The organism is Pseudomonas fluorescens (assembly GCF_001648775.1).
Lineage (GTDB): Bacteria > Pseudomonadota > Gammaproteobacteria > Pseudomonadales > Pseudomonadaceae > Aquipseudomonas > Aquipseudomonas fluorescens_M.
Map to the genome: position 1 here is coordinate 84479 of NZ_LVEJ01000005.1, position 26943 is coordinate 111421.

Here is a 26943-nt window from a genome sequence, read left to right on the forward strand (position 1 = left end):
TTTGAAGATGCCTTTGATTTCGCGTTTCATCCTTCTGCTGGGAGTGCTGCTGGTCAGCGCCTGCGCCCAGCAAGCTCCGGCCTTCGCGCCGCCGTCCGAGCGTCCGCTGGCGGCCAGTGAAAAACCGTGGCCGAAAAATCACGTGCTCGGCATTGCCTACCACGATATCGAAGACCGCGACCCCGATCAGGCCGTGGTGGCGGTGCGCACCGAGCGCATGATCGAGCAGCTCGCCTGGCTGCGCGAAAACGGCTACAAGCCAGTCACGGTCGACCAGATCATGGCGGCGCGCAGGGGCGGCCCGGAGCTGCCGGCGAAAGCGATTCTGCTCAGCTTCGACGACGGCTATTCGAGCTTCTACACCCGCGTCCTGCCGGTGCTGCGCGCCTATAACTGGCACGCATTGCTGGCGCCGGTCGGCAGCTGGATCGATACGCCGCTCAATCAACCGGTGGATTTCGCCGGCGCGCCGCGTGCGCGTTCCGACTTCCTGACCTGGGATCAAGTGCGCGAGATCTCGCAATCCGGTCTCGTAGAAATCGCTGCGCACACCGATGCCAACCACAAAGGGATTCTGGCCAACCCGCAGGGCAATATGCAGCCGGCGGCGGCGACCCGGCGCTACGATCCAGTGACCAAACGCTATGAATCCGAGGCCGATTTTCAGGCGCGGATTCGCACCGACGTGAATAACATCTCGGAGAAAATCCGCAAAGTTACCGGCAAGAAACCGCGCGTCTGGGTCTGGCCGTACGGCACGGCGGACGGCACCTCGCTGACCGTGGTCGGCGAGGAAGGCTACGAGATGGCCCTGACCCTGGACGACGGTCTCGACGCCCTCGACAACCTGATGAGCAGCCCGCGATTTCTCGTCGCCTCGGACCCTGATGGTGAACATTTCGCCAACAGCGTCGTTGGTGTGCAGTCGGATTTCGCCATGCGCGTGGTGCATGTCGATCTGGATAACGTCTACGACCCGGACCCGGCGCAGCAGGACATCAACCTTGGCAAACTGGTGCAGCGCATGGCCGACATGGGCGCCAACACGGTGTTCTTGCAGGCCTTCGCTGATCCTAAGGGCGATGGTCTGGTGCACTCGCTGTACTTCCCCAACCGTCACTTGCCGGTGCGCGCCGACATCTTCGATCGCGTCGCCTGGCAGCTGCGCACCCGTGCCCACGTGAAGGTGTTTGCATGGATGCCGGTGCTGAGTTTCGGCCTCGATTCGAAACTGCCTCGCGTTACCCGCTGGGATCCGAAAACCGGCACTACTGCGGTGGACCCGAATCAGTACCAACGCCTGTCGCCGTTCGATCCCGAGGTGCGGCGGATCATCGGTGAAATCTACGAGGACGTGGCGCGCCTGACCTCGGTCGACGGCATCCTCTATCACGACGATGCGCTGCTGTCGGACTTTGAAGATGCCAGCCCTGAAGCCTTGAAAGCCTACGCCGCCCAAGGTTTGCCCGGCTCGATTGCCGCGCTGCGCGATGACCCGGCAGCGATGCAGCGCTGGACGCGCTTCAAGAGCAAATACCTCATCGACTTCACCAACGAGCTGACCGCCAAAGTCCGAGCAATTCGTGGTCCGCAGGTGCAGACCGCACGCAATATTTTCGCCGAGCCGATGCTCAATCCACACAGCGAAGAGTGGTACGCACAGAACCTCGATGACTTCCTCGCGACCTACGACTGGACCGCGCCGATGGCCATGCCACTGATGGAAAAACAGACCCAGGCCGAGTCCGGCCCTTGGCTGGAAGCGTTGGTGGCCACGGTCAAGAAACGCCCCGGCGCGCTGGGTCGCACAGTGTTCGAATTGCAGGCTCGGGACTGGACGAAAAAGGATCAGGCCGACATCGATGGCGCGCATCTGGCGGACTGGATGAGCCGCCTCAAGCGTCAGGGCGCGACCAGTTTCGGTTACTACCCGGACAACTTCCTCGACAATCTGCCGGACCTGAAAACCGTAAGGCCTGCGCTCTCCAACAAATGGAATCCATAACATGCTGGATAGACTGTTAGCCCTGCTTGTTCTGGCGCTCGTGCTCGGCGTGCCGCTGGGCCTGATCTTCCTGGTCACCGGGCAGTTCCTGATGGACTTCGTGTTCTTCTACCCGCTGTTCATGTCCGGGTTGTGGATTGCCGGTGGTCTGTATTTCTGGCTGCACTGGGAGCGCCACTGGCCGTGGCAGGACGACACCTTGCCGCCGCCACTGGAAGGCGAACCGCTGATCTCGATCCTGATCCCTTGCTACAACGAAGGTGACAACGCCGCCGACACCATCCACGCGGCACTGGCCCAGCATTACCCGAACATCGAAGTCATCGCGATCAACGACGGCTCCAAGGACAACACCGCGCAAGTGCTCGACGCGTTGGCCAAGGAAGATCCACGGTTGCGCGTGCTGCATCTGGCGGAAAACCAGGGCAAAGCCGTCGCTCTGCGCATGGGCGCGATCGCGGCGCGCAGCGAATATCTGGTGTGCATCGACGGTGATGCGTTGCTGGCGCCGAACACCGCGGCGTATCTGGTCGCACCGATGCTGGATAACGCACGCCTTGGCGCGGTGACCGGCAACCCACGGATTCGCACACGCTCGACGCTGGTCGGGCGGGTGCAGGTCGGCGAGTTCTCGTCGATCATCGGGCTCATTAAGCGTACGCAACGGGTGTTCGGGCGGATCTTCACTGTCTCCGGCGTGATCGTTGCGTTCCGCCGTACGGCGCTGAACCGGGTCGGTTACTGGAGCCCGGACATGATCACCGAAGACATCGACATCAGCTGGAAGCTGCAACTCGATCACTGGAGCATCTTCTACGAGCCGCGTGCATTGTGCTGGATCCTGATGCCGGAAACTCTCGGTGGCCTGTGGAAGCAGCGTCTGCGCTGGGCCCAGGGCGGCGCCGAAGTGCTGTTCAAGAACATCCGTGGCATCTGGCAGTACCGCCATCGTTACCTGTGGCCGCTGCTGTTCGAATACTGCCTGTCGACCGGTTGGGCGTTCACCTTCCTGCTGTCAGTGATTTTCTGGGGCGTCGGCAAGTTCGTGGTCATGCCAGAGGCGATCGCGGTGGATCACCTGATGCCGCCGGCGTTTACCGGGTTGCTGCTGGCGTTTGTCTGCCTGGTGCAGTTCGCGGTCAGCATCATCATTGACCGTCGCTACGAGCCGGGGTTGGGCAAGACCATGTTCTGGGTGGTCTGGTACCCGATTGCATTCTGGTTTGTCAGTTTGCTGACCACGCTGGTCAGCTTCCCGAAAGTCTTGTTCGGCCAACATCAGAAACGTGCGCGTTGGGTCAGCCCTGACCGCGGCATCAAACCGATCGGGGACGACGAAGAGGAGGTCATCAAATGAAAATCATCCGGACCCGCCAGCGGCCTTTCCTGGTCGTGGTCGATGTGATTCTTACCGTGGTGGCGTGGGTGGGGCTGCTGTTCTTGCTGATCCGCGGATTGTGGCCCCTGATCGAAACCCACGCCGGCGGGCCGCGCATCGACAACTCGGCGTTCGAGGCGTTGGGCACGTTGCAGATTTATCTGTGGGTGGCGTTGGTCAACGCGGTGATCCTGATTTCCTGGGCGCGTTATCAACAGCGCAAAAGCCGCAGCTTCGCTCAGCGTCGCTTGCCTTCACCGGTGATCGACGATGAAGGGCTGAGCAAGAGCTTCAAGCTTTGCGACGACCGCTTTCAGAAACTGCGCACGCCTGGGGTGATGACCATTCACAACGATCAGGAAGGCGACATCAGCCACGTGGTGACGCATTTCTGGCCGGTGCAGCAGGAAGAACTGCCGCCGCCGCTGGCACCGCTGGAGCATCCGCGGGTGATTTTTCTGCATGCCGAGGATGACGATAATCGCGAACCGCTGACGCGCTGACCGGTTGATCGTTACCCACGCAGAGCGTGGGAACGATCAAGCGTAATCACGGATCAGTGTCCACGCATCTTCCATCGGCAGTGGTTGTTTCATGCGTTCGGCCAGTAGCGCCATCGCCCGTTCCTTCTCGCAAGCGACTGCAGCGACCAGAATGCCGTTTCTGCCAAACAACCCAATGAACGGCGGTTGCTCGGGTTCGCCAAGAAACTCCACCTCATCCCAGTGCTCAGCGTGGCCAAGGTAGTCGTAATTCTTGCCGAAGTGCCAGGTCCAGAAGAACGGAACGTCGAGGTAATGTTCGTCGCCACCGAGCATATTGGCGGCGGCGATGCGCGCATGCTGCTGAGCCAGGCGCCAGTGTTCGATGCGTTGCGGCTGGCCGTGCAACGGGAACGTCGCGATGTCGCCGATCGCCCACAGGCCTTCCGTGACGCGCATGCCGTCATCGACGCGCAATGACTGGTCTTTTTCCTTCGGCAGAGAAGCGAAAGCTTTGGTCGCCGGGTGCACACCGATCCCCGCCAGCACCAAATCCGCAGACAGGCGCAGGCCATTGTCCAGCAGCACGGCTTCGACCTTGCCGTCGCCGATGATCTCTGTCGCCTCGTGCTCGCTGATGAATTTCACACCGTTTTCTTCGTGCAACGCGCGAATCGCTTTACCCACGGCCTCGCCGAATTGCGCGGCGAAGGGAATCGCGTGGCGAGCCAGCACCGTGACGTCGAGGCCATATTGGCGCAGGGCCGAGGCGCATTCGAGGGCGATGAAGCTGTCGCCGATGATCACCGCACGTTGCTCCGGTTTGGCCGCCTTCATTATTTGCTCTGCCTGGGCTTTCGAGCGCAGCACGAAGACCTGTGGCAGGTCGGCACCGGGCAGTTCCAGCGGGTTGGGCTCGCCACCGGTGGCGAGCACCGCGGCGTCGTAGCGCAGCGTCTGGCCATCGTTGAGGTGAAGGGTTTTGTTCGAAGCGTCGATTGCGCTGATTTCGCCAGGTTGGCGTTCAATGCGCTGCTCTTTATAGAAGTCATCTTCACGCAGCGACGGTGTTTCGTTGGGCGGCATATCCCCGGCAAGGACAAATTTGCTCAACACGGTACGGTCGTAACCGGCATCCGCCTCGCGATCAATCATCACAATCCGGCCGCCGAAACCCTTTTCCCGCAACGCCGCCGCGCACGCCGTGCCTGCCGCACCGGCGCCGACAATCACAAAGGTGCGCGAACCATCCGCCGGCGGCGTGTGCGGATCCGGCAATGGCTGATCATCGACCCAGACCTCATCGCCACGCAGTTCCAGCGGATAACGCTTGAGGCTGTCGAGCGCCGGTGGCTCGCACAATGCACCGTCTTCAGCCCGAAACGCAGCCTTGTGCCACGGACAGACCAGGCGTCCGTGACACAACGCACCGTCAGCCAACGGCGCGCCGGCATGTGGGCATTCGCCCTGAAAGGCACGGAACTGGCCGTTGGTGCGCAACAGCACAATCTTGCAATCGCCGATTTCAACTTGCAGGCCACGGTCTTCAGGGACATCGGCGATTCGGGCGACAGGGTGCAGGGGCATGATTGGCTTCCTCGCGGGCATTTCTCTTGTGAGTTTGCGCGGTCGTGCGAGGTTCAGCCATTTGCTACTGCCACGGCACGAACGGTACGGCTATAGTTTGCAAGCCGACGACGGCCCCACTGCACAAGGTGCTCCCGGAATGACCCGATTGACCTCTCTCAACCCCTGGCTGGCAGCGCTCGCTGTCACCCTTTGCGTGCAGTTTCCGGCGCAGGCCCAGGAACGTTTCACCCTGAACATCCCGGGTGTTTCCGATAACCGCCTGTTCACCTCGGCAGCGGCCAGCGATGCGCCCGGTTGCGGCGGCAAGAACCAGTCGCCAGCCCTGAGCTGGAATGCTGGTCCCACCGCGACCCAGAGTTACGCGATCGTCATGCACGATCCTGACGGCCAGAAAGGCCTGGGTGTCGATCACTGGATTCATTACGGCATCAAAGCCACCACGCACCAGATTGCCGCGGGCGTAGGCGCCAAATCCGCGCTCGAAGGCGTCGGCGGTACCAACAGCAAGGGCAACACCCATTACATGGGGCCGTGCCCACCGGTGGGCGACAGTGCGCACCACTACATCATCCAGATCTACGCACTGGATCTGGCGCCAGACGCCTTGCCGGCCGGTTTGACCCGCGCCGAGTTGATGGAAAAAATCAAAGGCCACGTGCTGCGCAACAGCAGTGCGGTGCGGCGTTATCACCGCTGAAAATATTTTCAGCGGCGTTTAACCCGAACTGAAAGGGCTGCCCGTCTCAGTGGATGAATGATCAATTTCATCCCGAGGTCAGCCCCCATGTCCCTTTCTGAGTATTTCCTGCGGCCCGTAACGATCGGCGTTTTGCTGGCAGTGGCCGGTTGCGGCGTGTCCTCCAACCCGGAATCCGCCGCCGTGCCGGCACCCGCTCAGCCTGCGCAGATGATTCAGCAGGAGGCGGTGATGGCTGACAGCGCAATGGCCAAACGTGCGATGTACACGATGCCCAATGCGGGCAGTGCGCCGATGCCGTTGCGGGAAAGTTATCCACAGGGCTATCGCGACGAGCAGCGCGAGCAGTATCAGGCGTTGGCCGATAACCCGATCCACAGCGTTGCTGAAACGCCGGTTTCTACCTTCAGTGCCGACGTCGACACCGGCGGCTATGCCAACGTCCGCCGCTTGCTCAATCAGGGCCGCCTGCCGCCGGAAGGCGCTGTCCGTCTGGAGGAAATGGTCAACTACTTCCCCTACGACTACGCGCTGCCCAGCGATGGCTCGCCGTTTGGCGTGACCACCGAACTCGCCGCTTCACCGTGGAACCCGCACACCCGCTTACTGCGCATCGGCATCAAGGCGTCCGACCGGGCGGTGACGGAATTGGCCCCGGCCAATCTGGTGTTTCTGGTCGATGTGTCCGGCTCGATGGACCGCCGCGAAGGGCTACCGTTGGTCAAAAGCACGCTGAAATTGCTGGTCGATCAGTTGCGTGATCAGGATCGAGTGTCGCTGGTGGTCTATGCCGGTGAATCGAGAGTGGTGCTGGAACCGACTTCCGGACGCGAGAAAGCGAAAATTCGTACAGCCATCGAGCAATTGACTGCCGGCGGCTCGACGGCTGGCGCCTCCGGTATCGAAATGGCCTACCAAATGGCGCAGCGAGCCTTCATTCCCAAAGGCATCAACCGCATCCTGCTGGCCACCGATGGTGACTTCAACGTCGGCGTCAGCGACTTCGACAGCCTCAAGCAAATGGCTGTGGATAAACGCAAAAGCGGGATTTCGCTGACGACCCTGGGTTTCGGTGTGGATAACTACAATGAACACCTGATGGAACAACTGGCTGACGCTGGCGATGGCAACTACGCCTACATCGACAACCTGCGTGAGGCGCGCAAAGTGCTGGTAGATCAGCTCGGCTCGACCCTTGCGGTGGTGGCAAAAAACGTCAAACTGCAGGTGGAGTTCAACCCGGCGCAGGTCAGCGAATATCGCCTGCTCGGCTACGAAAACCGTGGGTTGAAGCGTGAGGATTTCAGCAATGACAAAGTCGATGCCGGTGAAATCGGCGCAGGACATACGGTGACCGCGTTGTACGAAATTGTCCCGGCAGGTGAGAAGGGCTGGCTGGAACCGCTGCGTTACGGCAATTCCGACGCCGCTGTTTCGGCAAAGAGCGGGGAATTGGCAATGCTGCGTGTGCGTTATCAACAGCCTGAAGGTGGGAAAAGTCTGCTGATCGAGCGGCCGATCGCCAACCAAGTCGCAACCGCCAGCGAAGATCTGCGTTTTGCCGCCGCCGTGGCCGCATTCTCCCAGCAACTCAAGGACGCTCGCTATACCGGCGACTTCAGCCTGAAAGACACCGAGGCCTTGGCCCGTGGCGCTCGCGGCGACGATCGCTTCGGTCTGCGCAACGAGTTCGTGCAACTGGTCGAGCTGGCGCAGAGCTTGCGCAACTCAACCGCGTCGAACGCGCTGGCCACTGAACGACGGATTGAATAAGTGAGTCGTCTGAAAGGCTTCATCAGTCAGCTGTTTGCCTCGGCAGACAGCTCAACCGCCAACAGCGATGAATCGCTGCTGGCGCGTTATCGCGACGGCGACGGCGCGGCGTTCGAGATCTTGTACGCGCGCCATCGTCAGGGTTTGTACCGGTTTCTGCTCGGATTGAGCGGTAAACCGGAACTGGCCGACGAGGTGTTTCAGGACACCTGGCTGAGCCTGATCCGTAGCAGCAGTCAGCCACAAGGCCGGGCGACATTTCGCACATGGTTGTTCCAGATTGCCCGCAATCGTCTGATCGACCATTGGCGCAAACACGGCGCCCGGCAACCGCTGCATGACAGCTATGACGAGCAACATCACGCGATCAGCGATGAAACGCACGATCCCGAACAGCTGCTCACTCTCAGCCGTGACAGCCAACGCCTGGACAGCGCCCTGCAAACCCTGCCCGCCGACCAGCGCGAAGTGTTCCTGTTGCGCGCCCACGGCGACCTCGACCTGGCACAAATCGCCAGCCTCACCGAAGCACCGCTGGAAACCGTCAAAAGCCGCTTGCGCTACGCCCAGCAAAAACTGCGTCGGCTGCTGGCCGAGGAGGTACTGACATGACTGACGCCCGCCAGACACCCGAAGATCCGCTGATCAAGCATGTACGCGAGCAGCACAATGCCGAACCGCCAGCGCACATTGATGCGTTGATCCTCAGCGCTGCGCATCGTCAAACCCCGGCGCCGAAACCAAGCCTGTGGCAACGCTGGCTGGACGCTTGCCGCAAACCACGCTGGCAAGTCGCGTTCGCCAGCCTCGTTGGCGTGGCATTGATGTTGTCACTGGTGCAGCGCGCCCCTGAGCCGCTGCGTCAGTACGACTACGCCCCAACCCCCAAACTTGCTGTCCCCATGACCGAAACGGACTCCGCGCAGATGCATCGATTGTCCGCCCCGGCCGGCGCCATGCCAGCACCTGTGCCGATGATGGAAATGGCCGCGCCGATGCAAGATCAAGCCATCAGCGCCGGTGAAGCCAAACTCAGCAAGCGTACCGCCGCCCCGGCCAATGGCCTCGACGCCCAACTGCGCGAAGTCCTGCGCCTGCGCGAATCCGGTCAGTCGCAAGCCGCCGATAACCTGTTCAACAACCTGCACAAACGCTACCCGAACACCGATCTCGACGCGCGTCTCGAACAGTTGCAGAAAAAATGACCGCTTGATCCCCCAGCCATTTGGCATTACCCCGCAAAAACGCGCACTATCGGGGCATTGCCGATGCGCTGGAGGACAACGTGGCATCAAAAATTGACCGCATCGCCCAACTGCTCAACTGCCCGGAGAAGGGCGAAGAGATGCGGCGCGCGATTACCGAAGCACGTAAGGAGTTTCTGCTGAATCAGCCGGAAGAGGATGTCGTTGATGAAGACGAGGTTTTTGAGGACGAGATTGAGGCGGAAGAGGACGACGAGGATTACGATGAATTCGATTGGACGACGGAGTAACGCCGCTCCAGTCCCTTTGCATCGGCCACAAAAAAGCCCCGGACCATCACAGTCCGGGGCTTTCTCGTTTAAATCAATGGTGCACCAGGCGGGATTCGAACCCACGACCCCTGCCTTCGGAGTCCTAAAAGTCGACGTTTAGATGGAATTAACCATGTAATCAACGAGCTATCATAGCTGAGTGCAGCGGGATTTCGCCCAAGTTAGCGGGGTGAGTGTGTCAATTTGTGGCATTCGATCAGTGGGTAAACCTATCCGCACACCTATTGATTGGACTCACCCAGAGTAGCCAGTAAAGCGGCCGGTATACCCTATAGTAAATATTTCGTTTTTTGTTTTTCAGTAATTTATAGACGCAAAACAAGGCATTGCTATCCGTGTAATGCCTTGAAATGGTCCCATTAAATCGCATTGCGGTCACACTAAGGGTGGCAGTCCCAGCTCTTTCAAGAAGGCATTGTGTTTGTCCCGTGACGCCTGAATTTTTTTTTCCAGTGTGACCAGTTCGGTGTTCACTTTTTGTAAATCAATCTCTGCCTCTGCGCTTGCCATGCTGACGTAGCGAGAAATATTCAGGTTGTAGCCGTTCTTCTCGATCTCCCCCATCTCAACCCGGCGGGCATAGTGAGGCTCCTCTTTACGGAACTGGTAGGTTTCGATGATATTGGTGATGTTCTCATCGGTTAGTTGGTTCTGACGCTTACCTTTAATGAAGTGTTCAGCCGCATTGATAAACAACACGTCATCCGGTTGCTTGCACTTTTTGAGCACAAGAATGCACACCGGGATACCTGTTGAATAAAACAGGTTGGAGGGCAAGCCGATCACAGTGTCGATATGACCGTCTTTTAGCAGCTTGGTGCGGATGCGTTCCTCGGCACCGCCACGGAACAGCACGCCGTGGGGCAGGATGATGGCCATCACGCCCTCGTCTTTCAGAAAATGAAAGCCGTGCAGCAGAAAGGCAAAGTCGGCAGCCGATTTCGGAGCCAGGCCGTGGTTTTTGAAGCGCACGTCATCGGCCATGGCTTCTGTTGGGTCCCAGCGGTAGCTGAAGGGCGGGTTGGCGACGACTGCATCGAACGCGGGTTTTTTAGCCGGGTTTAGCTCGCGCAAAATGTCCCAGTCGTTGCTCAAGGTATCGCCGTGGTAAATTTCGAACTCGGTGTCTTTCACCCCGTGCAGCAGCATGTTCATGCGGGCCAGGTTGTAGGTGGTGATGTTCTTTTCCTGGCCATAAATCTTGCCAATGCCATGCGCGCCCATACGCTTGCGTACGTTAAGCAGCAGCGAACCAGAGCCACAGGCAAAGTCCAATACGCTTTCCAAGCGTTTTTTCGGGCCGGTATTAGGGGCCTGGCTGTCCAGGGTGACGATGGCGGATAGGATGTCGGACATCTGTTGGGGCGTATAGAACTCGCCCGCTTTCTTGCCCGAGCCTGCGGCAAACTGGCCAATCAGGTATTCATAGGCATCGCCCAGTGCATCACTATCTGTGGAAAAGTCCGCCAGCCCCTCAGCGATCTTCTGGATGATGGTGCAGAGCTTAGCGTTGCGCTCCGTATAGCTCCTACCCAGCTTGGGGGAGCCCAGATCGATTTCTGAGAAAAGGCCTTGGAAGGTGCTCTCAAAGGACTCAGTTTCGATGTATTTAAAGCCCGCTTGCAGAGTTGTGAGCAGGTCATAGTCCTGGGTGCGGGCCATATTAGCGATGCTGTTCCACAGGTGCACCGGCTCAATGACGTAATGCACCTTACGGCGCATCTGCTTCTCGAAGGCTGGGATGTCCGCTTTGTTCTCCTCATACCAGACTTGCAGAGGAGTCGATGCCCCCGTTTTTTGCAAAACGTCGATGGGTAACTCTGGATAGTCTTTTCCAAGTTCCTTCTTGGCCGCTATCTCGTAGTTGTCGGAGAGATAGCGCAGGAAAAGGAAGGACAGCATGTAGTCGCGAAAGTCGTCCGCATCCATAGCTCCTCGAAGTTGGTCGGCAATGGCCCAGAGGGTGGAGCCCAGTTTCTTTTGGTTGGTGTCGTTCATGGCGTGCCTAGGGGAACTGATACGGGCGCTGGCGCGTGCAGCACAAAGTTGTACTTTTCCTTGAGGCCTTTGAATATCTTGTCAAAGGTCTTCAAGTTGTCGGGCACTACTTCATCGGATTCGAAATAGTAAACTTTTTTGTGCGAGAGCGTGTTAACGATGGTAGCTACTTCATCAGCATCCTCGATTCCTATCTGCTGGAGGACATAGCCAAACTGTCCTACCCCGAGGAACGAAGCAACGTTTTCTAAGACCTGACGAAGCAGTGCAAAGTGATAGGACTTCACTTCACCTGCAGCGTGCGCCTGCTCCAAAACTTGAAGAAGGCGGAGGTGGTAGAGAAAGACATCCTTACGGCAGCTCTCAAGTGAAATTTCACCGCTCTTTGAGCTGAGAGTGCAAACTCGCGCCTTGTCTTTGAATTTAGAGGCCTTCTCACCCTTCATCAGCCAGTCTGACATTACTGAAAAGAAACCGATGTGATGGGTGGTGATGACGAATTTCCGCGCTTTATAGTGCTCTTCAATCAAGTCAAAGAGGGTTGAGGCCGTGATGAATATATTGTGGTCGTCCAGGCTCGAAACAGGATCGTCAATGAAGAAGTGGGAAGACTGCTTGTCTGCCCATCCCTCGACCTCAAAAAGGGCGAGAAAAAAGCACCAAACAAAAATCCTTTCTTCGCCCCGCGAAATTTTGCGCGGTACCTTTGAAATATTGTTTGGATCTTTCGGGTCGGCGACCTCATCAAAGAACAGCACAGACTTGATCCCATCTTCAGGGTTGTCGTGAGGGATGAAGTCAAACCTGTAATCTGGACGGAATCTGTTCAGCTTGTTGCGGATGTCATCTTCAGAGAGTGAGCTGTGAAAGCGATTCAAGCTACTCTTTCGAATATCTAGCTGGACGTTTGCTTCACCGTTTTCAGAATCGTTGTCCCATATAAAAAGATCTTCGCTGTAAGCATTGTAGTAGACACCAGTATGGGTGCCATCTGCGCTCTTTGTGGCGTCTTTGAAAGCAACGGACAATCTTGTCTTTCCGGTCGCGTTGAAGGCGTAGATGAGCACGATCTGCTCCTTAGCCCCCGCAAGCTCGTTGGCGATTATTGCGTGATTCATGCCACCTTCTCTTGAGTCGGGAAAAGTTGCTGCATAAGCCCTTGCTTGTGTGACCTAAGGGTTTCGTGTTTTTGGATTTGTGCGGCGATCAGGTCATCGAGGCTGGTGAGGCACGAGGCGATGCGTTGTTGTTCGGCTTTGTCTTTCGGAAAGCCGAACGGGAGAGTGCGTATGAGTCCTTGACTCAAACTCCCCTGTCCAGCAGTGTTGCTTAGTGCTCGAATCTCTTCGTAGCGGCTACACAAATTCAGAAAAGTGAAGTTAGGAATCACGACCTCAGTTGGTAGGATTGCGGCACAGTTCTGGTTAGTCGACGCTTCGCAGTCGAGTAATGCGACTTTTCCGCGAGTTTTTCCTTGCCCAATCAGCGCGACCAGCACTGTATGTTTGGGAAATAACTTTGCCGAAGAGTTTTTTAAACCTTCATTAGTAATGAATTCTTCTGCGCAGCTGATGACATTGAAATCTACTAGAGATGTTGTCACCCACGGAATTGAGCCATTCCAATATTCCAATTTAGAACGCTCTGGCGTCCCACCTGCGGATGTGTCGAAAATGTCTCCTATCGTCTTCATCTCCCACCCCTCCGCGGTTTGGAATTCGGGGAAGCGGAACCGAGGTTGGGTTTCGCCTTTGCGGGGGAAAAGCTGCTGCATCAGCCCTTTTTGATGATACTTGAGTGCCGCCACTTTGCGGGCTTGCACGGCAATCAGCTCGTCCACCGAATTCAGGCACTCGGCGATTTTTTGTTGTTCGGCTGATTGCGTCGGAAGCGGCAAACGGCCAGAAAGGAAAGTCGTGTTTGTGATTTGGAGCGTATTCTTCGCACCCTTTTGGCAAAGAGGCGAAAGAAAGTCCTTCGACCGGTTTGGCGATTCAAAATAAGCTTCGATCATCAACCCTAGATGCTGGTTGAGCGGCGTGAAGACGCCGTAAAGAGGCGAGAGTGCTACTTCGCCGTCGAATTTGCATTGTTTTACAACTCCGAACGGGAAAGCCTTCAACGGACTCTTCGTGTAAACCACATCAAAGCGTCTACCTATCGTGTAGTTGGACGTGTCGGCGGCTGCGAAACTGCGGCCCAAGAGCTCAATCTGGTTGACGATCCCGTATTCCATCGAAACCGAAAAAACATCACGGCCGGCGGTGTTCTTTATTTTGTGTTCTTTGAGGGCCTTCGAGAGCGGGTCATATGACCAAGGCTCGTCGAAGCCCGGAAACCGAAGTTTCGGCACCAGCGTAGCCTTGCTTTCTTCCTTTGCGCCGGTTGTATTTGTCTTACTGTTCATAAGCGCTCAGTCCTGAAATTTCGCGACCTTGGGCGCGTTTAATAAGTAAGCCGTGCAGCTGTTTCATCAGCGCCAGTTCGGCCTGGGCGCGGGCTTTCCAGCCGAGGTCGAGCGGGGCCATAAGGTCGCTGAGTTGTTCGCCGTCGAAGACCATACGCTGCAGAATGCCCTCGACAAAATTTTGCAAGGCGGCTGGGGCTAGCCGGTGGTTGTTCGCAATATCAGCGAGTTCGGCAGCGTCTTTTTGTTGTTTAAAGCGGCTGTAGCCTTCGCGAATAGCCGTTTCGCTCAGGCCCTCACCAGCCTTGAGAGTGGCGATATAGGCGGCAATGTCTTCGCGCTCGTTAATAAACTTGGCATCTGCTTGGATCAGGCCAATAAGCTGATCACGGCTCATCTTCTGCTTACTGGGTTCTTGCTGCGAGAAGCGTGACATCAGACCCATGATGTAGTCGTAGTCGATTACGGCAGAGGCGAATAGCACGAATTCGAAATCGAGTTGGTCCACTGCATCGTTTTTGTCATCGGGGTTTTTGCTGTTCTTATCTTGCTGGGCTTTGAGGCGCTGGGCTGTTTCCAGATAGGCACCGCGAAACCCCAGCAGGCTGTCCTTGGGCAGAATCTGTTCGATGGCGGCGGCGTTGTCCGCGGTGAGGTCAGTGTATTGGTCGAGCTGGGTTTTGAGGCGCTGCACTTCCTTGAAGTGGCTGATAAAAGCGGCACGGGCATCGTCGCCTTTCAGGTTATGCACGGCCTCCGGCGCGCAGGCTACGCCTTGCGATTGCATAAAATCATCTAGCTTTTGTACGGCAGCCTGTAGTTTTTCAATCACCACGGGGGCTTTGTCCACCAGCCAAATTTCCCGGGCCTGTGGGCTGGACTCTTCACCAGAAAATAGGCTGACGGCTGCGTCCACGGCCTCTTGCTGATGGCGGAAGTCGAGGATGTTGCCGAACGGTTTTATCCCAGTAGGGCCCTTGTCCGGTGCCTGAGTACTACTGAGCACACGGTTGGTACGCGAGAAGGCCTGGATCAAACCGTGATACTTAAGGTTTTTATCCACGTACAGGGTGTTCAAGTATTTGGAGTCGAAGCCGGTTAGCAGCATGTCGACTACGATGGTGATGTCGATTTTCTGCGCATGCGGGTGGTCGGCATTTGGCCACTGTTGATCTTTAATGCGCTTTTGCACATCTTGGTAGTAGAGGTCGAACTCGCTGATGCTATGGTTGGTGCCGTAGCGGCCGTTGTAGTCGGCCAAGATGGCTTTGAGCGACGCTTTTTTGCCTTCTGGATCTTCTTCATTGTCCTGCTTTTCTTGCGGCAGGTCTTCCTGAATTTGTTTGACGTCCGCATTGCCTTCGGCAGGCGGCGAGAATACGCATGCGATATTCAGCGACTGGTAGTCAGAGTCGGCCAGTTGTTTGGCGTGTTGCAGTTCGGCAAACAGGCTATGGTATTCGATGGCGTCGTTGATGCTGGCCGTCGCCAAAATGGCATTGAAACGGCGCTGCGCGGTAGCCATGTCGTGTTTGGCGAGAATGGCTTCTACCACGGCTCGCTTGGCTAAACCTTCCCCTGGCTTGGGTGTTTTCTTGCCTTCTGGTTTGAAGTAATCGATATGGAAGCGCAGCACGTTGGCGTCTTCAATCGCGTGGGTAATGGTGTAAGCGTGTAGCTGCTTCTGGAACAGCTCATTCGTGGTTTGGTAAGACGCCTGCTGGTCTTCCACTTTTACCCGTGAGGCGTTCTCTTCAAAGATGGGCGTGCCGGTAAAGCCAAAAAGCTGGGCCTTGGGGAAGAATTCTTTGATGGCTTTGTGGTTATCCCCAAACTGGGAGCGGTGGCATTCATCGAAGATAAACACAATGCGTTTGTCGCGCAGTGGGGCCAACAGCTCTTTGTAGGTGGGCTGGTCGTTGCGTTGGCGCTGCTTGTTGCGTTTGCTGCTTTCATCAAGGGCGAGACCGAGCTTCTGGATTGTGGTGACGATGACTTTATCTGCGTAGTCCTCGGACAGCAGCCGACGCACCAGTGCAGCGGTGTTGGTGTTTTCTTCGACGCAGCCTTCCTGGAACTTGTTGAATTCCTCACGGGTCTGGCGGTCGAGGTCTTTGCGGTCCACTACAAAGAGGCATTTCTCGATCTCCGGGTTGTCCTTGAGCAAGGTGGACGCTTTGAAAGACGTGAGTGTTTTGCCGCTACCGGTGGTGTGCCAGATATAGCCATTGCCACAGTTTTGCTCGATGCAGTCGACAATGGCTTTGACGGCATAGACCTGATACGGGCGCATCATCATGAGCTTTTGCTCGCTCGCTATCAGCACCATGTAGCGGTTGATTGTTTGGCCAAGCGTGCATTTGACGAGGAAGGTCTCGGCGAAGCGGTCGAGGTAGGTAATCTTTTTGTTCGCCTCGTTAGCAAACTGATAGATGGGCAAGAAGCGCTCATCGGCGTTGAACGAGAAGTGACGGGCGTTATTGTTGGCAAAGTAGTAGGTGTTGTCGCGGTTGCTGACGATGAACATCTGCAGGAAGCAAAGCAAGGATTTGGTGTAGCCGTTGCCGGGATCGTTTTTGTATTCGACGATTTGTTCCATGGCGCGGCGCGGATTAATACCCAGCGTTTTCAACTCAACTTGAACGCACGGCACACCGTTGATGAGGATGAGCACATCGAAACGGTGGTGGCTGTTGTCGGTGTTGATGCGCAGCTGATTGACCACCTCGAAGGTGTTTTTGCACCAGTCTTTAATATTGACCAGTGTGTAGTTCAGCGGCGTGCCGTCTTCGCGGGTGAAGGCATTACGCTCGCGCAGGATACGCGCAGCAGCAAACACATCAGGGGTAACGATCTCGTCGAGCAGGCGAGCAAATTCGCCATCAGTGAGGCGAACACGGTTGAGGGCCTCGAATTTCTCGCGAAAATTTCGCTCTAGCGAGGCGCGGTCTGTGATGTCTGGGCGGTAGCTGTATTTGAGCTCAATTAGCTTGTCGATAAAGCCTTGTTCGATTCTTTGCTCACTCATGATGGTGCTCTGCAATCTTCGTATGGCCAGTAGTAAAACATGACTATTGTTGTTACCGCACACTCGAATCAGACTCAACCAGTTTGATTTTTCGTAAAGCACAAAAAAGCCCCAAACCCAAAGGGCCTGAGGCTTTCTCGTTTAAATCAATGGCGCACCAGGCGGGATTCGAACCCACGACCCCTGCCTTCGGAGGGCAGTACTCTATCCAGCTGAGCTACTGGTGCAGCGGGCGACATCATACCTAGGTCGGCTCGGGGCGTCCATGCTGGGTTTGAGCAGGTATTGTCAGTGCGCGTGTCGGCGCAAATCGCTGCATTCCATAAAGCTGTAACGTCCTGCAAAACCCTCGCTTGGCGCTTTCCCGGGACTGATCTAAGTTTTGCCTGCGGCTGGAGCTTTTTGCTCGTTGATCTGAAAATTTCCACAAACACGGCGTTTTTGTTCTTTTTTTCGAACGACCTATTGTCCTTTACCCCCTTTGATCCTACGATCCGTTTGAGATTTCAAACGCTCTTAGGCTGGGTGTTGCCGCGCTGGTGGTTCGAAATGTCCACGGTTGATGCGCCACACCCGGTCACTGATTTCCCTGACGGCAGCCTTGCGAGGCGCCTTTCTACAATCATAATTTGCTCCGCGCAGGCCGCGGTGCTGTTAAGGAAAGCCGACATGCAGCTTAAAGACACCCTGTTGTTCCGCCAGCAAGCCTTCATTGATGGCGCTTGGGTCGATGCGGACAACGGTCAGACGATCAAGGTCAACAACCCGGCCACCGGCGAAATCCTCGGTACCGTGCCAAAAATGGGCGCCGCTGAAACCCGCCGTGCCATCGAAGCTGCAGACAAAGCGCTGCCAGCCTGGCGTGCACTGACCGCCAAAGAGCGTGCTGGCAAGCTGCGCCGCTGGTTCGAACTGATGATCGAGAACCAGGACGACCTCGCGCGCCTGATGACCCTCGAACAGGGCAAGCCGCTGGCCGAAGCCAAGGGTGAAATCGTTTACGCCGCTTCGTTCATCGAGTGGTTCGCCGAAGAAGCCAAGCGCATCTACGGTGACGTGATTCCGGGTCACCAGCCAGACAAGCGCCTGATCGTGATCAAGCAGCCAATCGGCGTGACCGCAGCCATCACCCCGTGGAACTTCCCGGCCGCGATGATCACCCGTAAAGCCGGCCCGGCACTGGCTGCCGGTTGCACCATGGTGCTCAAGCCGGCTTCGCAAACGCCGTTTTCCGCTTTCGCCCTGGCAGAACTGGCTCAGCGTGCCGGCATTCCTGCGGGCGTGTTCAGCGTCGTGTCCGGCAGCGCCGGCGACATCGGCAGCGAGCTGACCAGCAACCCGATCGTGCGCAAGCTGTCCTTCACCGGTTCGACCGAAATCGGTCGTCAACTGATGGCGGAATGCGCCAAGGACATCAAGAAAGTCTCGCTGGAACTGGGCGGCAACGCGCCGTTTATCGTGTTCGACGACGCGGACCTGGATAAGGCCGTCGAAGGCGCGATCATTTCCAAGTACCGCAACAACGGCCAGACCTGCGTCTGTGCCAACCGTCTGTACATTCAGGACTCGGTCTACGATGCATTCGCCGAGAAGCTGAAAGTGGCCGTGGCCAAACTGAAGATCGGCAACGGTCTGGAAGACGGCACCACCACCGGTCCGCTGATCGACGAAAAAGCCGTGGCCAAGGTGCAAGAGCACATCGCTGACGCTGTATCCAAAGGCGCCACCGTACTCGCTGGCGGCAAGCAAATGGAAGGCAACTTCTTCGAGCCGACTATCCTGACCAACGTGCCGAAGAACGCCGCCGTGGCCAAGGAAGAAACCTTCGGTCCACTGGCGCCACTGTTCCGCTTCAAAGATGAAGCCGAAGTGATCGCGATGTCCAACGACACCGAGTTCGGTCTGGCTTCGTACTTCTATGCTCGCGACCTCGGTCGTGTATTCCGTGTCGCGGAAGCGCTGGAATACGGCATGGTCGGCGTCAACACCGGGCTGATCTCCAACGAAGTCGCGCCGTTCGGCGGCATCAAGGCCTCGGGCCTGGGTCGTGAAGGCTCCAAGTACGGCATCGAAGATTACCTGGAAATCAAATACCTCTGCCTGGGCATCTAAGCCCGGACAAGGATCGCTGCAAACGCAAAGGGCACGAGAGCGCTGTCCCTTTGCGTCGTTTCAAACCGGAATTTTCTCTGCGGCCAGGAACGCCGTGGCAGTCGATCATCGCATGCTGCCACCGTCGATTTCTCCCGCTTAATCCTTGAACCACGCCGCCCGATGAGCGGCGAATGAGGACTGTAATGAGCAAGACTAACGCTGAACTGATGGCCCGTCGTACCGCAGCTGTTCCACGTGGTGTTGGCCAGATTCACCCGATCTTCGCTGAGTCGGCAAAAAACGCTACCGTGACTGACGTTGAAGGTCGTGAGTTCATCGACTTCGCCGGCGGCATCGCTGTACTGAACACTGGCCACGTGCACCCGAAAATCATCGCTGCCGTGACCGAACAGCTGAACAAGCTGACCCACACTTGCTTCCAGGTGCTGGCTTACGAGCCGTACGTTGAGCTGTGCGAAAAGATCAACGCCAAGGTGCCAGGTGATTTCGCCAAGAAAACCCTGCTGGTCACCACCGGTTCGGAAGCCGTAGAAAACGCCGTGAAAATCGCCCGCGCCGCCACTGGCCGCGCTGGCGTTATCGCTTTCACCGGCGCCTACCACGGTCGCACCATGATGACCCTGGGCCTGACCGGTAAAGTCGTGCCGTACTCGGCCGGCATGGGCCTGATGCCAGGCGGCATCTTCCGCGCGCTGTACCCGAACGAACTGCACGGCGTGAGCATTGACGATTCGATCGCTTCCATCGAACGCATCTTCAAGAACGACGCCGAGCCGAAAGACATCGCCGCGATCATCATCGAGCCGGTTCAGGGCGAAGGTGGTTTCTACGTCGCGCCGAAGGAATTCATGAAGCGTCTGCGCGCGCTGTGCGACCAGCACGGCATCCTGCTGATCGCTGACGAAGTACAGACTGGTGCTGGCCGTACCGGTACGTTCTTCGCCATGGAACAGATGGGCGTTGCTGCCGACCTGACCACTTTCGCCAAATCCATCGCTGGCGGCTTCCCGCTGGCCGGTGTGTGCGGCAAGGCCGAATACATGGACGCCATCGCACCAGGCGGCCTGGGCGGCACCTACGCCGGTAGCCCGATCGCTTGCGCCGCTGCTTTGGCGGTAATGGAAGTGTTCGAAGAAGAGCAACTGCTGGACCGCTGCAAGGCTGTCGGCGAGCGTCTGGTCACTGGCCTGAAAGCTATCCAGGCCAAGTACCCGGTGATCGGCGAAGTCCGTGCCCTCGGCGCGATGATCGCGGTCGAGCTGTTCGAAAATGGCGACAGCCACAAGCCGAACGCTGCTGCTGTAGCGTCGGTGGTGGCCAAGGCGCGCGACAAGGGCCTGATCCTGCTGTCCTGCGGCACTTACGGCAACGTTCTGCGCGTGCTGGTACCGCTGACCTCGCCGGACGAGCAACTGGATAAAGGTCTGGCGATCATCGAAGAGTGCTTCTCCGAGCTCTGATCACCCCGTGTGACCTGATCGACAAAAAACCCGCTTCGGCGGGTTTTTTTACGCCCTCTGAAACACATCGGGCGCATTAGCGCTGTATCGAATGGCCAGCATTGGCTAAGGTTCAGGCATTGCAAGGGAGAGCGCGCATGACTGCCGTTGATTTACCCGCCGTACCTCGAGTGCTGATCGCCGAGGCTGACCCATGGTCTCGCGACCTGCTCAAACACGTGCTGCTGAACGTGCGTTGCGATGCGCGGCTGGACCTGTGTGCCGATGGCCAGCAAGCCATGTCGTTGCTCAGCGAAGTGCCCTATGACCTCGCCATCGTCGACTGGGAGCTACCCGGCGTCGATGGTCTGAATGTGCTGCGCAGCGTCCGTCAGCGCAAACGCAATCCGCCGTTGCCGTTCATTCTGATGAGCAGCCGCAATGACAGTGCCAGCGTGCGCGAAGCGATTCCGCTGGCGCCGACGGCGTATCTGACCAAACCCTTGAACATGGAAAGCCTGACCGAGCGTTTGCAGGGTTTGTTGCTCAATGCCGGTGAAGAAGTATTTTGCGAAGTGCCGGCACTGGCGCCAGGCATGACCTTGTCGGTGTTTCTTGAACGCCGCCGTGAGCAGGCCGATGGCGCGCCGCTGATGACCGACGTGCAAGTGGCGGTGAAGCGCAGCCTCAATCCCGATGGCCTTGATCTGAAGCTGTTGGAAGATGAGATCAAAACCGACCCGCAAATCACCGCAGTACTGATCGCGGCGGCCAACAGCGCGGCGCAGCACCATGGCGCGCCGGTGCAAACATTGGCGCAGGCCCTGCATCGGTTGGGCACCGGACAGAGCATGAACCTGATTCTGGGGCTGGCACTCAAGCGCAGCGCCAGGCTCAGCGATCCGTGTCTGGCGGATTACGCCGAGCGCTACTGGGGGCTGTCGCTGCACACCGCAGAATACGCGCGCACGCTGGCGCGCTTGCTCGATCTGGATCAGGAGCGCTGCTACTGCGCGGGCATGCTGCATCGTCTCGGCGATCTGGCGTTGCTGCGTTGTTTGCAGGAATGGCAGCAGGCCGGTGGTGAGCTGGATGAACTGGAGGAAGTCGGCGAGGCGCTGGCGGAATTTGGTGCGGCTTACGGTTCGGCGCTGCGCACCCGCTGGCGATTACCGTTGGAACTGCGTGAGTTGATTGCGTCGGTCTACCAGCTCGGTGGCGGGGTGTATTCGCGTGAGGCGCTGGTGATGAACATGGCGGCGCAGATGGCGCATCTGACTGAGCATGAGGGCGTTGAGGAACTGGCGAAGAGCCGCACGGCGCGTTTGCTGAAGATTGGCTTGCCGGAATTGATGCGGATGCGCAAATAACCTGCATCAGCACTGACTCTGTGGGAGCGAGCTTGCTCGCGAAAGCGGTGTGTCATTCAGCGCTACGTTGACAGACAAGACGCCTTCGCGAGCAAGCTCGCTCCCACAGTAGTCATGTGTTGGGTTTAGGTATTGGGCTCAGGCAGAAATGATGCGGTTTTTGCCCTGTCGCTTGGCCTCATACATGGCCGCATCCGCGCGGGCGAACAGGCTGTCGAGGCTTTCGTCTGCCTCGGTCAGGCTGGTCAGCCCCTGGCTGACGGTGATGCCAAACGTCTGTCCGTCATGGCTGAAGCTCAAACGCTGAATCTCTTGCTGCAACCGCTCGGCCACTTGCATGGCCATGTCCGGCGCGCAGCCGGGAAACACTGCGGCAAACTCCTCCCCGCCAATCCGTCCGAACAGGTCCCCTCGACGCAACGACCCGCGCCCGCACTCGGCAATCCGTTGCAGCACGTTGTCGCCTTCCGGATGGCCGTAGGTGTCGTTGATCATTTTGAAATCATCGATATCCAGTAGCAGAAAGGCCATTTGCGAACCTTGCACACGCGCCTCGTCAAATTCGCGGTTAGCGCATTCGAAGAAGTGTCGGCGGTTGCTGCTTTGCGTCAGCACGTCGGTGGTCGCCAAGCGATGCAGCTCGGTTTCCATCTGCTTCTTGTCGGTGATGTCCTCGGCGATGCCGACGATGATCACCGGTTGCCCCGGTTCGTCCTGACGGTTGATGAAGCATTTGTCGCTGAGCCAGCGCACCTGGCCGTCGGCGGCGATGATCCGGTATTCGCGATCTTCCACCGCGCCCTTGTGCAGCACTTCGGCGAGGCTGCGTTCGGCGTATTCCAGGTCATCGGGGTAAATGCTGTCGCGCCACTGGTTATAGTCGGCCAGCAACAGGCCGGCGGAGCGGCCGAAAATCCGTTCGTAGGCGGGGCTGACGTACAGCACCTGCCGGGTTTCCCAGTTGAACGCCCAGAGCACGGCGTTGACGCTGACCAGCAGCGAGCTAAACAGCTGTTCGCGTTCGCTCAGACGGGCGACTTCGCCCTGGGCGTGCATCAACGCCATGAGGGTTTGCGCGGCCTCGGGCCACTGCGGGAGGGATGAGTCTTTTTGGTTGTTATTGACCATCGGCACAGATCTCAAAGGACGTGCCGCAATTCGACAACGGCCACAGTACAGCCCGCCGGGATGGCGAAGTGTCTTTGAGATAGGCGATTTTTAGCGAAGTTCCGAAGGGTGCACCCGGGAGCCGGGTGCACCGATCAACGGTCTCAGACCGCCGCAGGGCGCAGCGAGTAGGTTTTCAACTGGTCAGCGAATTCACGCAGGGACTGGATGCCGCTGGCTTCTGCCTCGTGAATCCATTCCTTGATGGCGGCGAGCATGTCGTGGCCATTTGCGCTGGTCTTGACCCAGATCTGCTGCAGGGCCAGGCGTTTTTCGTAAATTACCTTCAGCGCCTGGCTGTGCTCGAGCATGGTCTGGATGCGCAAGTGGTGACGATCTTCCAGCAGGCTGGTTTCCCGCGACAACAAACGCTTGGCGCGGTGGAACTGGTGACGCACCGAATGATCGACCTTGGCCAGTTCTTGCTTGACCAGCGGGCCGATGACCAACTTGCGGTACTGGGCCATGATCTGGAAGCGGTTGTTGAGGATCGCCATGGCGGTGTCCATGTCCAGACTGCCCTTGCCTTCGACGCGGTGGGCAATCGGCGCTACACGCTGGACCTTGGCCAGACGCAGGAAGCTGAAGACTTTGATCCACGCCCAACCGAGATCGAACTCCCACTTCTTCACCGACAGTTTTGCCGAGTTAGGGTAGGTGTGATGGTTGTTGTGCAGTTCTTCGCCGCCGATCAGGATGCCCCAAGGCACCAGATTGGTTGCCGCGTCGCGGCATTCGAAGTTGCGATAGCCAACGGCATGGCCCAGACCGTTGATCACGCCGGCAGCCCACACCGGGATCCACATCATCTGGATCGCCCAGATGGTGATGCCGATGGTGCCGAACAGCAGCAGGTCGATGACGCCCATGATCGCCACGCCCAGCAGTGGGTAGCGGCTGTAGACGTTGCGTTCGATCCAGTCTTCGGGGCAGTTCTTGCCGTAGATGCGCAGGGTTTCCGGGTTCTGCGCCTCGGCACGGTACAGCTCGGCGCCGGTGCGCAGTACGGTGGAAAGGCCTTTGATGACCGGGCTGTGCGGGTCATCTTCGGTTTCGCACTTGGCGTGGTGTTTGCGGTGGATGGCGGTCCACTCGCGGGTGTTCTGCGCCGTGGTCAGCCACAGCCAGAAACGGAAAAAGTGCTTCAGGCCGGCATTCAGCTCCAGCGAGCGATGGGCCGAGTAACGGTGCAGATAGACCGTGACGCCGACAATTGTCACGTGGGTCATCAGCAGGGTGACCGCGACCAGAGACCAGGCCGACAAGCCAAGAAAACCTTCGTACCACATAGGCTATAGGGCCCTCGATAAAGATAAAAACAGCCGTTGCATTATCACCAAGCACACAGATAAAACCAGTCGCCCTTTCAGATAAGAGTCGCTGGATGTTTCTTGACCTATAATTCCAACCTTTTTGTAGGGACATGGACAGCCGAATGCCTGCCACTTACCGCGATGCTTTGCGTGCAGCGCTGCTCTATCTCGTGCTTGCCGCTATCTGGCTGCAAGGCACTGATCATTTATTAAACAATTTCTTCGATAACTCCGTCGATCTTGCCCGATGGCAACTGATCAACGGTTATGTGTTTGCGGCGCTCAGCGCCGGGCTGATCTTCCTGGCGCGGGCGCGTTTGTGCGAGTTCCTCGGGATCGGTGCCCGCTTGCGTGAGCGTCACGCCGATCGCGAACGCTTGCGCCAGGCGGCGGCCGTGTTCGATTGCACCCGCGAGGGCGTGTTGGTGACCAACCGTGATGGATTGATCGTGCACGTCAACCGCGCGTTCATGGCAATCACCGGCTATCAGCGCGAAGAAGTCCTCGGCCAGCAGCCGAGCCTGTTCAAGTCCGGCCACCATCCGCCGGGTTTCTACCAGTCGATGTTCGCCACGCTGCAATCGCAGGGTGAATGGAGCGGCGAGATCTGGAACCGGCGCAAAAGCGGCGAGATTTATCCACAGTGGCAGACCATCCGGGTCATTCACGATGATCAGGGCCGCCTCAGCCATTACGTCGCGGTGTTTTCCGATATCAGCGCGATCAAGGACTCCGAGCATGAGCTGAAACATCTTGCGCACCACGATCCGCTGACCGACCTGCCCAATCGCCTGCTGTTCAGTGACCGCGCCGAGCAGGCGCTGGCGTCGGCGCAGATCCACAAGCGTGGCTGTGCCTTGCTGATGCTTGATCTCGATCACTTCAAAATGATCAACGACAGCCTCGGCCATAACATCGGTGACCGCTTGCTCAAAGCCGTTGCGGCGCGGTTACAGGAACTGTTCGGACCTGTGATTACCCTGGCGCGGCTTGGCGGCGATGAGTTCGCCGTGCTCGCAGAAAGCTGTCCACAGCCAGGGCAGGCGGCGGCACTGGCCCAGCGCATCCTCGACGCGCTCAAGGAGCCGTTCTGCATCGATGGCCACGAATTGTTCATTAACGCGAGTATCGGCATCAGCCTGTTCCCCAGCGATGCGTTGAGCGCCGATCAACTGTTGCGCAACGCCGATGCGGCGCTGTTCAAGGCCAAGAGCAGCGGCCGCAACGGTTACGCCTTGTACACCGAAGAACTCACCGCCCACGCTCAGCAACGGGTCGAAATCGCTTTCGAACTGCGCCGCGCGCTGGAACAGCAAGAACTGCGGGTTTACTACCAGCCGGTGCATGAGTTGAAAACCAGTCGCCTGATCGGCGTCGAAGCGTTGGTGCGCTGGCAGCATCCGCAACGCGGTCTGGTCTCGCCTGCGGAGTTCATCCCGATTGCCGAACGCACCGGTTTGATTGCTGAAATCGACGCCTGGGTCATGCAGCAAGCGTGTCGGCAGATGTGCCAATGGCAGCAGGCCGGAGTGGTGCTGTCGTTTGTCGCGGTGAATGTCTCGTCGCGCCTGTTTGCCCGCCGTGAGTTGTATCAGCAGGTGGCGCAGGTGCTGCACGACACCGGGCTGGATCCGGCGTATCTGGAGCTGGAAGTGACGGAAAGCGCGGTGATGGATGATCCGGAAGTGGCGCTGGAGCAGATGCACCGGTTGCGTGAGTTGGGCATTCGTCTGGCCATCGATGATTTTGGCACTGGCTATTCATCGTTGTTACGACTCAAGCGCTTGCCGGTGCAAAAGCTCAAGATCGATCAGGGTTTCGTTGCCGGGCTGCCGTGGGATGAGGATGACGCGGCGATTGTCCGGGTGATTATCGCGCTGGCGCGCAGCATGGGCATGCAAGTCCATGCCGAGGGTATCGAACAGGTTGAGCAGGCGGCGTTTTTGCTGGGGCAGGAGTGTGATTTGGGGCAGGGCTACTGGTTTGGGCGGCCGAGTCCTGCGGCGGATATCGATTGGGCGCGTGCGCCCTTTATCGGCTGAACCCGAATCTGTGGCGAGGGAGCTTGCTCGCGCTCGAGTGCGAAGCGCTCGCAGTTTTCTTGGGCCCGCTGCGCAGTCCAGCGGGAGCGAGCTCCCTCGCCACAGGGGGTTGTGGTGTTCTTATGAGCCGCGAACAGCGCGCAAACCCTTGCCCGGCCACATAATGTTTTCTAGTTATATAAACATTCTTAAATAGTCTTTTTAAGAATATCCGTGCCTCTCTTATATTGCTCCCACGCCGAACGCAGTGCCGCCCACTGTCAGGCAAATCCCATTCAAAGGAGCAGCACCATGAGCGCATCCCTTCGCAGCGTTGACGGTCAGGACGAAAGCACCATCTTGCGTGAAATCCAGAGCGCCCTGCGCGATCTGCGTTTCGGCGCGGTGGAGATCACTGTGCATAACGCGCAAGTCGTGCAGATCGAACGCAAAGAGAAATTCCGTTTGCAGCAACCCGGTAAGCAACCGGGCTGAAAGATCGCCGCCTGCGCCAGTTCCTGCGGGGAGATTGATGCAGGAGCTGCCGCAGGCGGCGATCTTTGAACCGACACACCCGATTTGCGCAATACATAAGAAAAAGCCACCACCAAGAATTCCAGGAG

Annotated in this window: 20 protein-coding genes and 1 tRNA gene; 13 read left to right on the forward strand and 8 right to left on the reverse strand. The window is 57.9% G+C overall.

Annotated elements, in window-relative coordinates:
- Positions 1 to 7: 7 nt before the first annotated feature.
- The 3 genes from pgaB to pgaD are packed head-to-tail and all read left to right on the forward strand — an operon-like array spanning position 8 to position 3886.
- On the forward strand, positions 8 to 2005 hold the full coding sequence (gene pgaB, locus A8O26_RS07525; protein WP_064117442.1) for a poly-beta-1,6-N-acetyl-D-glucosamine N-deacetylase PgaB: 1998 nt from the start codon (positions 8 to 10) through the stop codon (positions 2003 to 2005).
- 1 nt (position 2006) lies between these two features.
- Positions 2007 to 3362 carry a poly-beta-1,6-N-acetyl-D-glucosamine synthase gene (gene pgaC / locus A8O26_RS07530; protein WP_064117443.1) on the forward strand — a complete coding sequence of 452 codons (1356 nt, stop codon included), beginning with the start codon at positions 2007 to 2009 and terminating at the stop codon, positions 3360 to 3362.
- The gene (pgaD, locus tag A8O26_RS07535) at positions 3359 to 3886 is read left to right on the forward strand and encodes a poly-beta-1,6-N-acetyl-D-glucosamine biosynthesis protein PgaD (protein WP_064117444.1); all 528 of its coding nucleotides are present in this window, start codon (positions 3359 to 3361) and stop codon (positions 3884 to 3886) included. Before pgaC ends, pgaD begins: the two co-directional genes overlap by 4 nt.
- 36 nt (positions 3887 to 3922) lie before the next feature.
- On the opposite strand, the gene A8O26_RS07540 is transcribed toward pgaD, so the two are convergent.
- Entirely contained in the window at positions 3923 to 5452 is a 1530-nt protein-coding gene (locus tag A8O26_RS07540) for an apoptosis inducing factor family protein (RefSeq protein ID WP_064117445.1), read from the reverse strand.
- A 139-nt stretch (positions 5453 to 5591) separates the two neighbouring features.
- On the opposite strand from A8O26_RS07540, the gene A8O26_RS07545 reads away from it, so the two are divergent.
- From A8O26_RS07545 to A8O26_RS07565, 5 genes are all read left to right on the forward strand, one after another.
- Positions 5592 to 6152, forward strand: coding sequence for a YbhB/YbcL family Raf kinase inhibitor-like protein (locus A8O26_RS07545; protein ID WP_064117446.1), 561 nt, complete (start codon positions 5592 to 5594; stop codon positions 6150 to 6152).
- Positions 6153 to 6239: 87 nt separating this feature from the next.
- Positions 6240 to 7925 carry a vWA domain-containing protein gene (locus A8O26_RS07550; RefSeq protein WP_064117447.1) on the forward strand — a complete coding sequence of 562 codons (1686 nt, stop codon included), beginning with the start codon at positions 6240 to 6242 and terminating at the stop codon, positions 7923 to 7925.
- A gap of 30 nt (positions 7926 to 7955) precedes the next feature.
- A complete protein-coding gene (locus A8O26_RS07555; protein WP_172828129.1) occupies positions 7956 to 8537 on the forward strand; it encodes an RNA polymerase sigma factor in 582 nt (193 codons plus the stop codon).
- Complete coding sequence (locus A8O26_RS07560) at positions 8534 to 9130, forward strand: hypothetical protein (protein WP_064117449.1); 597 nt, start codon at positions 8534 to 8536, stop codon at positions 9128 to 9130. The genes A8O26_RS07555 and A8O26_RS07560 overlap by 4 nt, the downstream gene beginning before the upstream one ends.
- Before the next feature lie 20 nt (positions 9131 to 9150).
- The gene (locus A8O26_RS07565) at positions 9151 to 9420 is read left to right on the forward strand and encodes a hypothetical protein (RefSeq protein ID WP_064117450.1); all 270 of its coding nucleotides are present in this window, start codon (positions 9151 to 9153) and stop codon (positions 9418 to 9420) included.
- A 417-nt stretch (positions 9421 to 9837) separates the two neighbouring features.
- Here A8O26_RS07565 and A8O26_RS07570 read toward each other — a convergent pair whose 3' ends face one another.
- From A8O26_RS07570 to A8O26_RS07590, 5 genes are all read right to left on the reverse strand, one after another.
- Positions 9838 to 11460, reverse strand: coding sequence for a type I restriction-modification system subunit M (locus A8O26_RS07570; protein WP_064117451.1), 1623 nt, complete (start codon positions 11458 to 11460; stop codon positions 9838 to 9840).
- Positions 11457 to 12578, reverse strand: coding sequence for an AAA family ATPase (locus A8O26_RS07575; RefSeq protein ID WP_064117452.1), 1122 nt, complete (start codon positions 12576 to 12578; stop codon positions 11457 to 11459). The genes A8O26_RS07570 and A8O26_RS07575 overlap by 4 nt, the downstream gene beginning before the upstream one ends.
- The gene (locus A8O26_RS07580) at positions 12575 to 13867 is read right to left on the reverse strand and encodes a restriction endonuclease subunit S (protein ID WP_064117453.1); all 1293 of its coding nucleotides are present in this window, start codon (positions 13865 to 13867) and stop codon (positions 12575 to 12577) included. Before A8O26_RS07580 ends, A8O26_RS07575 begins: the two co-directional genes overlap by 4 nt.
- Complete coding sequence (locus tag A8O26_RS07585) at positions 13857 to 16895, reverse strand: type I restriction endonuclease subunit R (RefSeq protein ID WP_155740645.1); 3039 nt, start codon at positions 16893 to 16895, stop codon at positions 13857 to 13859. The genes A8O26_RS07580 and A8O26_RS07585 overlap by 11 nt, the downstream gene beginning before the upstream one ends.
- A 150-nt stretch (positions 16896 to 17045) precedes the next feature.
- Positions 17046 to 17122 (reverse strand) — tRNA-Arg (locus tag A8O26_RS07590).
- Between the two features lie 442 nt (positions 17123 to 17564).
- Here A8O26_RS07590 and gabD point away from each other — a divergent pair.
- The 3 genes from gabD to A8O26_RS07605 all read left to right on the forward strand — a co-directional run bounded on the left by gabD (position 17565) and on the right by A8O26_RS07605 (position 21819).
- Entirely contained in the window at positions 17565 to 19007 is a 1443-nt protein-coding gene (gabD, locus tag A8O26_RS07595; RefSeq protein ID WP_064117454.1) for an NADP-dependent succinate-semialdehyde dehydrogenase, read from the forward strand.
- A gap of 185 nt (positions 19008 to 19192) precedes the next feature.
- Positions 19193 to 20470, forward strand: coding sequence for a 4-aminobutyrate--2-oxoglutarate transaminase (gene gabT / locus A8O26_RS07600; protein ID WP_007917687.1), 1278 nt, complete (start codon positions 19193 to 19195; stop codon positions 20468 to 20470).
- 137 nt (positions 20471 to 20607) lie between these two features.
- On the forward strand, positions 20608 to 21819 hold the full coding sequence (locus tag A8O26_RS07605; protein ID WP_064117455.1) for a response regulator: 1212 nt from the start codon (positions 20608 to 20610) through the stop codon (positions 21817 to 21819).
- Between the two features lie 138 nt (positions 21820 to 21957).
- On the opposite strand, the gene A8O26_RS07610 is transcribed toward A8O26_RS07605, so the two are convergent.
- Positions 21958 to 22947 (reverse strand): GGDEF domain-containing protein, encoded by a 990-nt coding sequence (locus A8O26_RS07610; RefSeq protein ID WP_064117456.1) that lies wholly within the window; start codon positions 22945 to 22947, stop codon positions 21958 to 21960.
- A gap of 143 nt (positions 22948 to 23090) precedes the next feature.
- A complete protein-coding gene (gene desA, locus A8O26_RS07615) occupies positions 23091 to 24275 on the reverse strand; it encodes a delta-9 fatty acid desaturase DesA (RefSeq protein WP_064117457.1) in 1185 nt (394 codons plus the stop codon).
- A 146-nt stretch (positions 24276 to 24421) separates the two neighbouring features.
- Here desA and dibA point away from each other — a divergent pair, with 146 nt between their 5' ends.
- The gene (dibA, locus tag A8O26_RS07620) at positions 24422 to 26341 is read left to right on the forward strand and encodes a phosphodiesterase DibA (protein ID WP_064117458.1); all 1920 of its coding nucleotides are present in this window, start codon (positions 24422 to 24424) and stop codon (positions 26339 to 26341) included.
- A gap of 291 nt (positions 26342 to 26632) precedes the next feature.
- The gene (oscA, locus tag A8O26_RS07625; RefSeq protein ID WP_007917682.1) at positions 26633 to 26815 is read left to right on the forward strand and encodes a sulfur starvation response protein OscA; all 183 of its coding nucleotides are present in this window, start codon (positions 26633 to 26635) and stop codon (positions 26813 to 26815) included.
- The last annotated feature ends 128 nt before the right edge of the window (positions 26816 to 26943 follow it).

Bases quoted from the DNA above. Each gene is read 5' to 3' on its own strand.
- A8O26_RS07560 (WP_064117449.1), top strand. From the start codon at position 8,534: ATGACTGACGCCCGCCAGACACCCGAAGATCCGCTGATCAAGCATGTA.
- A8O26_RS07540 (WP_064117445.1), bottom strand. From the start codon at position 5,452: ATGCCCCTGCACCCTGTCGCCCGAATCGCCGATGTCCCTGAAGACCGT.
- pgaD (WP_064117444.1), top strand. From the start codon at position 3,359: ATGAAAATCATCCGGACCCGCCAGCGGCCTTTCCTGGTCGTGGTCGAT.
- gabD (WP_064117454.1), top strand. From the start codon at position 17,565: ATGCAGCTTAAAGACACCCTGTTGTTCCGCCAGCAAGCCTTCATTGAT.
- A8O26_RS07550 (WP_064117447.1), top strand. From the start codon at position 6,240: ATGTCCCTTTCTGAGTATTTCCTGCGGCCCGTAACGATCGGCGTTTTG.
- A8O26_RS07605 (WP_064117455.1), top strand. From the start codon at position 20,608: ATGACTGCCGTTGATTTACCCGCCGTACCTCGAGTGCTGATCGCCGAG.
- A8O26_RS07580 (WP_064117453.1), bottom strand. From the start codon at position 13,867: ATGAACAGTAAGACAAATACAACCGGCGCAAAGGAAGAAAGCAAGGCT.
- desA (WP_064117457.1), bottom strand. From the start codon at position 24,275: ATGTGGTACGAAGGTTTTCTTGGCTTGTCGGCCTGGTCTCTGGTCGCG.
- A8O26_RS07545 (WP_064117446.1), top strand. From the start codon at position 5,592: ATGACCCGATTGACCTCTCTCAACCCCTGGCTGGCAGCGCTCGCTGTC.
- pgaC (WP_064117443.1), top strand. From the start codon at position 2,007: ATGCTGGATAGACTGTTAGCCCTGCTTGTTCTGGCGCTCGTGCTCGGC.
- A8O26_RS07575 (WP_064117452.1), bottom strand. From the start codon at position 12,578: ATGAATCACGCAATAATCGCCAACGAGCTTGCGGGGGCTAAGGAGCAG.
- A8O26_RS07570 (WP_064117451.1), bottom strand. From the start codon at position 11,460: ATGAACGACACCAACCAAAAGAAACTGGGCTCCACCCTCTGGGCCATT.
- A8O26_RS07610 (WP_064117456.1), bottom strand. From the start codon at position 22,947: ATGGTCAATAACAACCAAAAAGACTCATCCCTCCCGCAGTGGCCCGAG.
- oscA (WP_007917682.1), top strand. From the start codon at position 26,633: ATGAGCGCATCCCTTCGCAGCGTTGACGGTCAGGACGAAAGCACCATC.
- dibA (WP_064117458.1), top strand. From the start codon at position 24,422: ATGCCTGCCACTTACCGCGATGCTTTGCGTGCAGCGCTGCTCTATCTC.
- A8O26_RS07585 (WP_155740645.1), bottom strand. From the start codon at position 16,895: ATGAGTGAGCAAAGAATCGAACAAGGCTTTATCGACAAGCTAATTGAG.
- pgaB (WP_064117442.1), top strand. From the start codon at position 8: ATGCCTTTGATTTCGCGTTTCATCCTTCTGCTGGGAGTGCTGCTGGTC.
- gabT (WP_007917687.1), top strand. From the start codon at position 19,193: ATGAGCAAGACTAACGCTGAACTGATGGCCCGTCGTACCGCAGCTGTT.